Here is a 12,462-nt window from a genome sequence, read left to right on the forward strand (position 1 = left end):
CATGGCGACACTCGAACTGCCCGCGATCGAACTGGACCCGCCCCTGGACCTCCATCTGCCCACCGCGGAACCGCACTTCACCGCACCAGTCGGACCACCACCCCCACCCCCACCGCCGCCGCCGCTGCTGTTGGCCGGCGACGTGGACGACAACGGGAGCGAGCCGCACATCTGCCGGGGCATCGACTGACGAGAAGTCCCGGTACCCGTGGAAGGGGCCCTGAACATGTCAGGGCCCCTTCCACGGTCGTATGTAAAGCCCATCCACTCAGGCGGGCAGCTCGACCGGCGTGTCCCGATGAATGGTCCGCGTCCGCGTGAACAGGCTGCCGCCGCGGCGCACCAGCTCGTCCTCGACGGTGAAGGTCGGCTCGAACTTCACGTTGCCCTCGCGGTCGGTCTGCGTGACGAGCGAGTAGTACGAGACGCGGAGCACGTCCTCGTCGGCCGGGTCGGTCTCGATCAGCAGGTGGTCGAACCAGTGCCGCACGGCGATGTCGCGGTAGCGCGGCAGGGCGGCCCGCATGCCGGCGAGCATCTCCTCACGCCCGTTCTGCACGTGCCCGCCCGCGTGCACGACCTTCCCGTCCTCGACGAAGGTCGCGGCGAACCCCTCGATGTCCAGGGCGTCGACGCGCCGCATCTGCCACGCGTAGAACGTCCGGACCTCTGCGTAGAGCTCCCCGGAGACCTGCTTGTACGTTTCCTGGACCGCCTGGGACACGGCGACTCCCCTCGGGTGACGACGGCCACCGGTTCCGGCAGCACGACTGCCGACCAGCCTGCAACCCCCTGCTCCAGCCCCGCTGGAGGCCGACAGGACCGCCCCCTGCGCACCCGGCCCCGCCAACTCACCGACGATTGGCGCCCCTTGCCCCAGGCGACTTCAAGGGGCCATTCACTCCCCGGGGCGGCCGCTGAAGAAGCGCGCTGTCCGCTGATGAAAGATGCTGCGGCTCCACGCGCGTCATCCAGCCTTGCGTCCGGGCTCAGTGTGTATGGCCGAGGTCCGACGGTTCACCTCGGACACGAGCACCGACGTCTGGACCGTGAGGCGCGGCGCGTCCGCAGTATGAGCGCGGGCCAGGGCCAATACCTCTCTGCCCAGTTCTGCCCTGGTGTCCTCGCTGCGCCCGGACATGATCATCAGTTCGATATGAATGACGGCTTGGTCCGAGGCTCCGTACACCGTGACGCGCTCGTCAAGGCGGCGGAAATGGGTCCTGCACGCTTGAGGCTCCGCTCCTATAATCTTGCATACGAGAGGGTGCAACGCGTGCGCGAACCCCTGGCAATCGAACGCGCTTGCCAGAGCACTCGAGCAGTCGACGTTGGTCACGGGCATGGAGTGTGCCTGCCTTTCGCAGAGGTTCTCTCCCCAACCTCTCCGCAGGCGGCGGGTGACGCAGCCGTGACGCCCCGGACCTCTATCCCATCGCCGAGCGCCTCTGCCCGAACGTGCATCGTACGGCGTCATGGTCGCGCCCATTCCCTAACATCCTTGCGGCAGCACACCACCGCGAGATGCGACGGAGAATCGAGCCATGGCGCACACGGTTGTCTTGGGGGCCGGGATAGCGGGTCTGTCCACAGCCCTCTTCCTGGCCCGCAGAGGCCATCCGGTCACCGTGTTCGAACGTGAGCCGCAAGATCTTGAGTCCGGGCTTGACGATGCCTTCTTCCGCTGGAAGCGTCCGTACGTCCCCCAGGCAGTTCAACCTCACTCGCTGCTCGGCCCCGTCCGCACGGTGCTCAGAACAGAAGCCCGCGATGTCTACGACGCGATGTTGCGCATGGAGGCCTGGGAGCAACCGGAGCTCGACTGGTTCCGCGACACCCCTGTGCAGGACGGTGACGATGCGCTGGTCCTCGTCCGCGCCCGCCGCATCGTCCTGGAAACGGCGCTGAACACCGCCCTGCGAGGCGAGGCGAACGTTCGGATACAGGCGAAAGGGGTGAGCGGTCTGGCCGTGGACACCAGCAAGAACGTGCCTCATGTCCGAGGTGTACGCACGGCGGACGGGTCCATCGTGGAGGCGGACCTCGTCATCGACGCCGGGGGACGGCGTTCGGCCGCCCCCAAGTGGCTCGTCTCGGCCGGAGGTCGGCCGCCGGCAGTGGAGAGCCACCGCGTCGGCATCGCGTACTTCAGCCGCTGGTACCGCTTGCGCCCGGACGGCGCCGACAATCCGGGCCTGGTGCGGTACGTCTCGTCCTCACCCAACGCCCTCAGCCTGGTGTTCCCCTCGGACAACGGCATTCTCGACATCGCGCTCGCGGTACCGCTCACGGATCCCGCGCTGCCCGCGCTGCTCGTACCCGAGATGTTCGACGCGGTTGCACGCACCTTCCCGTCCAGTGGTGCCTGGCTCGCGTTGGACCCGGAGGGGATCGGCGGGGTGCACGTCATGGCAGGTCTCGAAAACCGGTGGACGAGCCTGGTCGACGGCGAAGGCCCGGTCGCCACCGGTGTGGTGGCGATCGGCGACTCGATGATGCACACGAACCCGACACTCTCCCAGAACATAGCGATGGCCCTGTGGGCCGCACAGCGGGTGGCACAGGAGTGCGACCGCCCCGGCGCGGACCCGCCGGGCTCAGCGGCCTTCGTCGTCGGACACCACAGATGGGCCCACCACACCCTCCGGCCGTGGTTCGACCTGCAGGTCGCGACCGATCGCGGCCATGTAGCCCGGCTGACCGGTACAGCCCCGCCCAACGGTCCCGGACGGATCAACGCGGCCCGCTTCCTGTGCGCCCACGAGGACCCTGTGGTGATGCGCGCTTGGGCGCAGGCCCGGCACCTGGTTCGCACACCGGAGGAGGCGTTCTCCGGCGAGCCGGACCGTCGCGTCGCCCGGTGGCTTGCCGGCCGCCCCTCCTTCGAGCCAGGCCGGGAAGGACCATCCCGCGCACGATGGGCGGAGCTGACTTCGCCGGCCGCACCTTCTTTGGCCCGACATGAGTGAAGCTTCCCCTTGATCGTGGACGGGCTCTGGTGGACCGGAAGTTGTATCCGCCGAGAGCCTGGACGGGTGACCGGGAACGCTACAGAGCGGCACTGGACCGCCCCGAGGGTTTGTTCAGTCGGCAAACGCAGCCTCTGCCCTGCGGAAATACGGAGCGGCAGACGAGTCGGGCTGTACGCCGGGTATTCCTGGAGCACCTTTCTGACCTGCGCTTTCGCGGGCCGGATCGGCTGTGACCTGCTAGGTCGGGTTGCAGAGGCGATCGGAGGCAGTCAGAGGAAACCGCTCTGATTCGACCCGGGTTCGACCCGAGCTACTCGGAGCCAGTCAGAGGCAATCGCCCTCTGATCTGGCTCCGAGTCGGCCCAGGTCGGACGGTGTTGATCAGGCCGTGAACCAGCTGACCGCACTCCGAATCGACCTCGGTCGAGCCGCGATGGGGACGTCTGCCTCCGGCATCGGAGCCAGGCATACGAATGCCTCCAGGATGGCCATCCTGGAGGCTTCGCTGGCACCGATTGGAGGTCGGTACCGGACACCACCCGTGGTTTTAGCGGGCCTGGGTGGTGTCCACGTCTTTGCGAGACGACCCCACAGTGCCACACCACACCCACCAGGCAGACCCATCCCGACGATCCATTCACCCGAGCGAGCGACTGGGGCTTCACCGGCTGTCTCCGGCTGCGGCTGACCTGGTTCTGCTCGGAGACCTCACCGGCCGCTACGCGGCGGGAAGCTACAGCCGGCTCGGCTCCGACCGTCGGAGCGTGATCCTGCGCGCGGACCGTCAGGGCGCGGCTGAGCACGGGCATCGGATCACCGCGGCCATCGCCTGCCACGTGGCTCGCGTCGGCGGCACCGTCGACCAGCTCACTCAGCTCCTGCTGCACCCCGAGCACGAAGGCGGACGGCACACCCGCAACATCGCACTGCGTTCCGGTCAGTCGCGCGCCCTGGACTACATCCGCCGGGTGTGGGCCAGCGCCTCGGACGCAATCAGCACCACCATCGCGCTGAGTTCCCGGCACGAGGCGTACGAGGTCCTCGCCGCACTGCGCGACCGGATCGAGACGACACCGTGGCGCGGGGAGCGGGGACGGACCGCGCTGCGGGTGCTGCGGGCGCACCTGAACTTCGCCGAGATCGCGGGCGGCCCCCTGCACCACGCCAGTGAGCGGCAGACCGCGGAGGAAGCCGGGGTCTCCCGCACCACCCTGCGGTTCGTCTACGAGACCGTCCTCCGGCCACAGGGCTGGCTGCGACGTCTGCGGGTGGGCCATGGCCGGGAGGGCTCCACCTGGTACCTCGGCGAGGGCACCATGCCCGGACACGGCGACCACGCTCTGCTGTCTCGTTTCCGGTCCACTCAGTTCCCCCCCGACCCGGCACTTGAGGAGTGGACCACCCCTGAGACGGCCGCGACGGCCGACATCGACTCCACCGTCCTCGGCCAACTCATGGGCCACGACGCCTTCGCCCACGACGCCCTCGGCAGCGCCGCCCTCGTGATCATCAGCGCCTTGCACCAGCACCCCCACCAGACCGCTGCCGAGCTCGTCGGTACGTCCTCGGTCTCACGCGCCACCACCTACCGGACCCTGAAACGCCTCGCCGACCACGGTCTCGTCCAGCACACCGGAGAGACCTGGACCCTCGCGCCACGTGCTCTGGAGGGCTTCGGACTCGGCCTCCCGGACGAAGCTGGCAACGGCCACACCCTGGCACAGGGCTGGGCCAACATCGCCGAGCAACTCGGCGCATGGGGCATCGCGGCCCGGCGCAAGGCCCTGCACACGGCACAGCGGGCGATCTACCAGCAGGCACTGGGCCGGTTTGCGGAGCACCGCAGCAGGGCCGTGGTGATCGTCCGCGACGACCGTCAGGTCCTGGTACCCATGCCGCGCCCCGACGAGATCCCGGCGACGCGGCACACCCCCGACGGGCGCGTCCTCGACCCGCTCACGGGTCGCCCGGCCGCCGACTGGCGGGTCGCCACCGACGGCCTGCTGATCCTCATCACGCCCGCCGACCAGCGCAGTTACGACGAGCTGGCCGCCGCCCATGCCGAAGCCCTCAGCGAATGGGAGTCCGTCGCATGAACCCAGAACCCCCGATCACCTCCGACGCGAGCAAGGAGGCGACGCCCCAAGCCCTGCGCAAGCAGTACGAGTCCGGCGCCACGGTCGACGAACTCGTCACCGTCAGTGGGCTGTCCTACGGCACGGTCCTCAACCGGCTGCACGACGCCGGGACCGTCATGCGCACCTCCTGGCAGACCCGCCGGATGCGGCAGAACCCCCAAGCCCGCCAGCGCCTCGCGGCCCACCTGCGCACCCTGTACGAGCAGCACGGCGCCACCCTCACCGAACTCGCCGCGGCTGCGGGAGAGACGCGGCGCGGTGCCCGGCGCCTGCTGATCGAGGCCGGCGGCACCGTGCGCACCACCCAGCAGACCCTGCGGATGCGCGCGACGGCCCGGGCCGCCGACCGGTACAAGGTCGCGCTGTCCCTGCGGGCCCGGTACGAGGCCGGAGCCACGGTGCCGGAACTCGCGCGCGAGCACAGCTACTCCGTCGCCACCGTGTATCGGCTCCTGCACCAAGCAGGCACTCGCATGCGGCCCCAGCACAAGCACGGACCGGCCCGCGACACGAGGGAGCGGCCATGAGCCCCCGCGTTCTCACAGGTGTCCCCCACGGCGCCTGGCAGATCAAGCAGGCGTTCGTGCGCCATTCCGGCTGCGACAGGACAGCACGAGCACCGCCGTCGTCGGCCTGCTCGCCGACGCGCGCACGAAACGACACCCCTTCCCCCAATCAGGAGATCAAGCACACGTGAACGAGAACACCCGCCACAAGACCCTGGCCGCGGCCACAACGAGCGCCTGGGACGCGTTCGTGATCGTCGTCGGCATGCTCAAGGGCGGCACCGGCAAGACCACCTCGGCCTGGTTCATCGCCCTCTACTACGTCGTCGTCCTCGGCCTGCCCACGTTGCTGCTGGACGCCGACGCCACCAGCCAGTCCGCCTACGACTGGTTCAAGGTCGCCCAGGCCGCCGGCTTCGAGATTCCCGAGAACCTGGTTGTCGAGCGGTACCCGTTCGACGACATCGCCGAGTACATCCGGGTCAAGCGCGCTGAGTTCGGCGCGATCGTCGTCGACGCCGGCGGCGGCAGCGCCCGCATCTTCCACGAGGCTGTTACCGAGGCGAACCTGCTGCTCGTGCCGGTCGCCCCCACCAAGATCGAGCGCCGCAAGCTCGTGGCCACCTTCGACGAGGCCGAGCGCGCCGCCGCACGCAACGAGCACGGCGTCACCGCCCACGTCGTCATGGTCAAGGCCGACGACCGCACCAGCCTGCCCAGTCGGGCAAAGGACCAGCTCCTCGACCCCGCCCAGGGCGAGGGCATCGGCCCGGACCGCGACGAGGCGTTCCCGCTCGCCGAGACCACCATCCACTCCTGGGTGCACTACATGGAGGCCTTCGGCGAGATCCCGACCGAACTGAGCGAGTACGCCGAGCTGATGAAGGAGCTGACCGCAGCATGACCGAACGTATGAAGCCCCCGGCGCGCCGCACGGGCGGCCGTACCTTGGGCGGCACCAAGAAGACCACCCCTCCGCCTCCTCCCCCGACCGCCGAGCTCACCCCCGAGCAGTACGCCGCTGAACAGGCCACCCCCAAGGACCCAGGCCGTCTCACCACCGAACCGCCGAAAGGCGAGCCTGCTCCTTCCACCGTCCTCGACGAGGCTTCGAAGCAGGGCCGGATCGCAGCAGCGCCCGAAGAGACACAGACCTCCACCCAGCCGACCATCGAGGTGGTATCGAGCGGCCCGGTGCGGGAGCCGGTCACCAGTCAGCCGGTGCGCACCGCCTTCGTCGCCCCCGAGGCGGGGATGGAAACCGCTGAGGAGCGGGTGGAGCGACAAGTGCAGCATGTGCCTCCGGCTGCCGAACCTGCAGCTCCAGCGGTGCGGCCCGCGCAACCGACCGAACCCGCTGCGCGACACGGCCACTCCCCCATCACGTCCGCGGCTCCTGACAGGCCCCCGGCCGCAGAGGTAGCAGTCCGTCCGGCAGCTTCTCCGGTCGCGGGCGGTACCGCGTTCCCGGTGCGGAGCGATGGTCCGGGATCTCACCAGGAGCAGTACGTGCGACCGGAGGAAGCATCGAGCGAGGGAACGCCGTGGGCTCACGGTCCCGGCCGCCCGAAGGACATCCCCGCGACGGCCGTGATCCTCAACCAGCGCATCATCACGCGCGAGAGCCTCGACTCGTCCGTCCCCGCGGCGCTGAAGCTGAAGAAGCGGCTCAAGCGCTTCGCGCTGGACAACGAACTCGACCACCTGCCCATCGGCGACATCGTCTCCGTCGCGCTGGACGAATGGCTCACCACCCGCGGATTTTGACGCAGCGTGCATCGCCTGGGGTGGCCGCCCCTCGTAGGGAGTGGGCGGCCACCCGCACGCCCGACTATTCGACTAATCCAATAGGCGGCTAGCTATCCGCCTATCCGGACCAACCGGAGCAGCTCGTGCCCGACCTCGCCTATCAAGCCCGACGACTGCGTGAGCTGGCCGACGCCTTGGAAGCGCAGTCCCAGCCCGTCGACGACCCCTTCACGCCCCACCCGAACACGCTAGAGATCATCAGCAATCGCCGTACCCATCGCGGACAGCTCAACTACGCCGTTCCCGATGTCCTTCAGCTCCAAAAACGCATCCGCCGCTACAACGCCGACCACGACGTGCCCCACGGCGACATCGTCGCCCTCGCCCTCGACACCTGGCTCCGTGCTAAGGGCTACCCACCCGACCTCACGTCGCCCAACGCCGAGGCCCGGTGATCCCTTGGGTGACCCAACTGCCGCGTCACGGGGCTCATTGCCCGTTGTCGCCAGAGATCAGACAACATGGGCGCAGCTCGACCTCGTTCGCCTACGGGATGGTCCCGGTCACCCCGGCGGCAGTTCGAACCGCAGACGCATGGCCGTGCCGACGAGACGGTAGCCGGCGAGACCGGGGGCGCTGAACGGGTTGGGGAGAGGGGTGATGCGTCGGTGGGTGCCGTCGAGGACGCGGGAGACGTAGACGATGGTGTACGTCTCATCCGGGCGAAGGCGACTTGCTCGTTCCACTTCGGACTCGCCGAGTTCGAACTCGCCCCTGTCCCCAGTCGAGGCCTTCACCTCGTACAGGAGGGTGCGATCCCCGTCGTAGATGAGGAAGTCGTAGCCGAGGCTGTCGTCGCCCGAGCCGTCGGCGAAGACGTATTGGCGTAGCCCGGACTTCCAGGATTCCTCGCGGGGGACGCCGTACTGCCGCTCCAACCAAGCGGCCACTGCCACCTCTCCTGCGAGTCCGACGGCCCTGTCCTTCTGCGGGTCCCGAGGGACGGCCCGGTATCCCCCGCCGCGACCGGCGACCGCGGAGGTGGTTCGTTGTCTCGGGAGTGCAGGTGCCGACGGTGTGCCGGGATGCGGGGAGGCGGCGAGTTGGTCGGGGGTGAGGTCGGCGGCGATCTGCCGTGCGAGATCACGCAGGTTGTCCGGGCTGATCGGGAGCGCGCGGCCGTTGAGGAGGAGCGATGGACCCGGAGTGGGCCGGAGAGGGGTGCTGCCGCCGGGTTGGACCGGTCTGAGGGGTGGGGGGTCGTTGAGGCCCAGGTCGGCCGCCCGGTCCGTGGCGGGCATGCCCTCGGGCCAGTGACCATGGGTCTGGAGCCAAGCGATCAGCGTACGGACGCCGATCGGTTCGAAGTCGAGCCGGCCTTCGGCGTCCATCGCCGACGCGACCTCAGTGGCCGACGGCAGCGAGGGGCCTTCGTGGCCCTGGCGGTTGAGCCATGCCTCCATCCTTGCGCGCAGGCGGGGAAGGAGCGTGTGGACGGTGTCGACGCACCCCTCGTGGACCTCTGCCACCGGACGCGGCGGGTACTGCCGGGTCGGCGCCGGAGGCAGGTGGGTGGCGGCCCATGCCTCGGCCTGGGCGTCGAGCAGGTCGGTGGTGAGATCCCAGTGGGCGAGTCCCCACTGGGGGTCCGGCTCCAGTCCGGGGAATGAGCGGAGCCGTACGTACTCTGTGAGGGGGCTGCCCGCCTTGTGGGTCGTCACGTACGCGTCACGAACTCTGTCGGCCAGTCGGGCCCGGTTCTGCTGCAACCAGGCCTGGAACTGCCGTTGGTGGGTCTCCGAGTTGTCGACCGTCGGCAGGCCCAGTGCCTGCCAGGCCCTGTTGGCCTCGACCAGGGGCACACCCAGGGCGGACAGCTTCCGCTGCCAGTCATTCTCGTCCACGAGCGCTAGCAGGTGGTCGGCGCGGTCGAGATCGAGTCGCGTCACGAGCCAGTCGTGGAGTTCTTCGCGGTCGTGCAGGTCCTCCTGTCCGCGCCGCAGTTCGTCGGCGAGGTCGGGGGCGACGCAGGCGAGCAGGGGGACGAGACGGGCGCTGCCGGAGCGGATAGAGGCACGGTCGGCGAGGACGGCCTCCAGCCGCTGCGGTGAGATGCCGACCACGGCGGCGATGTCCGAGTCGATGACGTCCGTGACGGAACGGTCACGGCGCTCCAGTTCGATGAGTGCCAGCCGTACCGACGTGGCCAGATACGGGGCGCCGATCAGGGTACTCAGGGCGGTGGAGGCGGTCTGGAGCACGTGCCAGTCGGAGGACGGCTGCGCGCACACGACAACGAGGCAGGGTTCCTCCGGATCGTCGTACAGGAGGGAGCGGTCGTCGCCGGGGCCTTCGAGGGTGTGTCCGGCTATGTGTGTGACGGTGGTGCGGGCGGACACGGCACCGCAGGTCTCCAGCCGTCGTCGTACATGGGGTGCGGTGGGTGCGTCGGGGCGGGAAGACCGGTCGTCGTCGAATTCCACCAGCGCGGCCAGGAGGGTGTGCAGCCAGGGTCCGGCCAGGGTGAGCAGCGGAGTGCGAGGTGCGTCGGCGATCGGCAGCAGATCCACGCGGATGTCGATCTCCGCCTCGCTCGTCCCGCGGACCGGGTGGCGTCCCTGTGCCACCAGGTGGGCGTGAACACGTCGGCCCAGAGCCCGGTCGTCGACGGGGAGGACAGGCACAGGCACCTGGTCGAGCAGTCTGCGGTTCTGAGTTCCCGCCACATCGGGCACGTAGACCGGTTCGGCTTCGCATCCGGCCGGGAGGACGTCCAGCATCCCGGCCCTACTCACAAGGAGTTCGGGCAGGTGTCCGGCGTGCCAGCCTGGGCCGGTCTGGTGCGGGGGCAGCAGATCGGCCCAGGCCTGTTCGTAGGCCCTGCCCAGAAGGTGTCCGAGGCGACCCTGCCTAAGCCGGGGCATGCGGCGCAGCAGGGTGGGCAGGTGGCGCAGCCGGTCACCGGCGGTCTCCGGGCCGTCCCAGCGGCGTACTCCGAGCAGGCGCAGGCGTCTGAGGACGCGGTCCGACTGTCGTCTGCGCAGTGCAGCGGAGGCAACGGTGAGGAAGGGGGGCGGTGCCTCCGCCGCGGCCCACCACCACGCCAGGCCGGCCGTGGTGAAATCGGGGGCGTCCTCGTCGTCGCCCGTCTGGGGAATCCACGGCACTCGGCTCAGGAAGGCTGCCAGCGGGGTGGGCCACGGTGTGCCCTGCCGGTCCGAGCCGCCCGCGAAGCGCAATTCAAGGGCGTCGGCGGGCCAGGTGTCCAGACCGTGGACGATCAGCTCGGCGTAGAGTCGGCGGCTCTCCTCGTCGAATGCGGCGTACTCCCGCGGGCCGGGGAGCATGGCCACTCTCTTGCGGGTCGGGCGGTATTCGACAGTCAGGTAGAGGTCGTCGCGGCGCTTGGGCCAGCGCTCGGCGGTCGACCGCCATTGGGCCCGCTCGTCCTGGCTCAGGCTCAGTGCCCACAGTCCGGGAAAGACGGAGGGGTGGTTGAGTTGCTGACCCTTCACCGCCTGTGATGTTGCCACGTAGGTCGGTAGCAGGCCGTGGCGGACACCCTGCTGTTCGAGGAAGCGCCGCAGGGTCTGTGCGTCGGTCCGGGTGCCGGCGCAGACGCCCTCAGCAGGACGGACAACCCGGTCGGTGGCGGCGGCCAGAGCACGGGAAACTCCCTCGGTACGGTCGAGAAAGCGGGTCAGCGTCCGGTCGATCCCGCTGTGTCCTCCTGTCCAGCCGTCGCCGAACATGGCCTCCGTCGCGGGCACCCAGCCCTTGCGGCCCGGCACCAGCAACCCTTTGATCACAGGCCCCTTGCCGTGCCCATCCAGGGAGGACGCCCACAGAGCGCAGGCGAACAGAAGGTGCTCGCGCAGGGCGTCGTCGTCCTCACGGTCCTTGCGCATGGCTTCGCCCAGCACGTCCAGGAGGGCTTGCGGACTGTAGTCGCGTACCAGCCCCTGTTCCTCCAGCCAGGTGCGGCCGCGGGAGCGCCGGCTCGTCCTCCGTCCCGTCCAGGCGATCTCCGCGTGGACGAAGGAGATGCTGTTCGCGAGTCCAGGCGGAAGATCGGGCAGCGATGCGGACGGACCGTCCGAGCGGCGGAAGAACAGCCCGGGATCGCCAGCCGGAGCCGGCTTCCCATCGGTCGTGAGGACAATCTTCCTGCCCTTCAGCTCCTCGCCGGTGCGGGCGAAGCAGACCGAGAGGTCGTGGTAATAGTCCGCCCACTTCCCCGCATCGAACTCCCTCTGGGTGAGGGCCGATGCAACGCTCTCCGCCCAGCGGGCGAGCACGGAGGCAGGCGGGAGGAGCCCCAGTCCACGCGCCGTACCCAGCGCAACCAGCCGCTCGGCGCGCAGGGGGTGGAGCTGAGGGTCGATCACCTGCCGGACCCCGGCGGCGGCCACGGCCTGCGGTGTGAACACGCGGGCCTGGTCGGGGCCGTGCCACAGGTAGCCGTGGCGGTACGAGGTGCGGGCCCCCGTGGGGTGCAGTACCGGCATGAACGGCAGGTCGTCGAACTCACGGTCCTGTGCCTTGAAGGCCAGTTCCAGGCGCCGAGCCTGGTCGTGCTCCCAGCACATCAGGTCGACCAGGGCACCTGCGGGCAGGGCGACGCGTCCCTCGTCGACCAGCACGGCCGCCTGTGCGCAGGCCTCGGCCACGGTGTCGAGCAGCAGGTCGTTCCACTGCGTGGACTCCGCCATGGTGCGTCGGCTCACGTCCGTGTGGAAAGGAGCGTTGAGGAACCCGCGCACCGGGCAGGTCGGCTGTGCCCCCATGGGCAGGAAGGTATAGAGCCTGCCGCGCTCCAGCGGCTCGCCCGCGGGCACTGCCACGCTGACCACAGCCGAGTCGCCCAGCGCCTGCCAGCCGTCCGTCAGTGGTCCTGATTCGCGGCCTACGGCAATGGCCTCGTGCGCGCGTTCACGGTGCACGGCGGCCGTCACCATGATCAGGCGTATGCGGCGGCGCAGGGTGATCTGCTGGATCTTCAGGCCGGGAGCGGTGAAGAGGGGGTCTACCTTGCGTGTGTAGACGCTGGGGCGCCCCCGGCCACCCACCCGGTGTGTCACGGTCACTTTGCCAAGA

Annotated in this window: 10 protein-coding genes; 7 read left to right on the forward strand and 3 right to left on the reverse strand. The window is 69.4% G+C overall.

Annotation, left to right across the window (positions count from 1 at the left end; all coding sequences use genetic code 11):
• The first annotated feature begins 1 nt into the window (after window position 1).
• A complete protein-coding gene (locus tag ACGFYV_RS23885) occupies window positions 2-190 on the forward strand; it encodes a hypothetical protein (protein ID WP_393880467.1) in 189 nt (62 codons plus the stop codon).
• 78 nt (window positions 191-268) lie between these two features.
• Here the strand turns inward: ACGFYV_RS23885 and ACGFYV_RS23890 are convergent, their stop codons facing one another.
• Both ACGFYV_RS23890 and ACGFYV_RS23895 read right to left on the reverse strand, forming a co-directional pair.
• Window positions 269-724 (reverse strand): nuclear transport factor 2 family protein, encoded by a 456-nt coding sequence (locus tag ACGFYV_RS23890; RefSeq protein WP_393880468.1) that lies wholly within the window; start codon window positions 722-724, stop codon window positions 269-271.
• Between the two features lie 243 nt (window positions 725-967).
• Window positions 968-1,489, reverse strand: a complete 522-nt coding sequence (locus ACGFYV_RS23895) for a 5-carboxymethyl-2-hydroxymuconate Delta-isomerase (RefSeq protein ID WP_393880469.1) — start codon at window positions 1,487-1,489, stop codon at window positions 968-970.
• 55 nt (window positions 1,490-1,544) lie between these two features.
• Between ACGFYV_RS23895 and ACGFYV_RS23900 the strand changes: the two genes are divergently transcribed.
• From ACGFYV_RS23900 to ACGFYV_RS23925, 6 genes are all read left to right on the forward strand, one after another.
• Window positions 1,545-2,969 carry an FAD-dependent oxidoreductase gene (locus ACGFYV_RS23900; RefSeq protein WP_393880470.1) on the forward strand — a complete coding sequence of 475 codons (1,425 nt, stop codon included), beginning with the start codon at window positions 1,545-1,547 and terminating at the stop codon, window positions 2,967-2,969.
• Between the two features lie 767 nt (window positions 2,970-3,736).
• Window positions 3,737-5,068 (forward strand): MarR family transcriptional regulator, encoded by a 1,332-nt coding sequence (locus ACGFYV_RS23905; RefSeq protein ID WP_393880471.1) that lies wholly within the window; start codon window positions 3,737-3,739, stop codon window positions 5,066-5,068.
• Entirely contained in the window at window positions 5,065-5,637 is a 573-nt protein-coding gene (locus ACGFYV_RS23910; protein ID WP_393880472.1) for a helix-turn-helix domain-containing protein, read from the forward strand. The genes ACGFYV_RS23905 and ACGFYV_RS23910 overlap by 4 nt, the downstream gene beginning before the upstream one ends.
• Window positions 5,638-5,803: 166 nt before the next feature.
• On the forward strand, window positions 5,804-6,520 hold the full coding sequence (locus ACGFYV_RS23915; RefSeq protein WP_393880473.1) for a ParA family protein: 717 nt from the start codon (window positions 5,804-5,806) through the stop codon (window positions 6,518-6,520).
• A gap of 8 nt (window positions 6,521-6,528) precedes the next feature.
• A complete protein-coding gene (locus ACGFYV_RS23920) occupies window positions 6,529-7,383 on the forward strand; it encodes a hypothetical protein (RefSeq protein WP_393880474.1) in 855 nt (284 codons plus the stop codon).
• 125 nt (window positions 7,384-7,508) lie between these two features.
• Window positions 7,509-7,820, forward strand: a complete 312-nt coding sequence (locus tag ACGFYV_RS23925) for a hypothetical protein (protein WP_393880475.1) — start codon at window positions 7,509-7,511, stop codon at window positions 7,818-7,820.
• 108 nt (window positions 7,821-7,928) lie between these two features.
• Here the strand turns inward: ACGFYV_RS23925 and ACGFYV_RS23930 are convergent, their stop codons facing one another.
• Window positions 7,929-12,452, reverse strand: a complete 4,524-nt coding sequence (locus ACGFYV_RS23930; protein ID WP_393880476.1) for a protein NO VEIN domain-containing protein — start codon at window positions 12,450-12,452, stop codon at window positions 7,929-7,931.
• Window positions 12,453-12,462 lie beyond the last annotated feature (10 nt).

This window comes from Streptomyces sp. NPDC048297, assembly GCF_043201585.1.
Classification (GTDB): domain Bacteria; phylum Actinomycetota; class Actinomycetes; order Streptomycetales; family Streptomycetaceae; genus Streptomyces.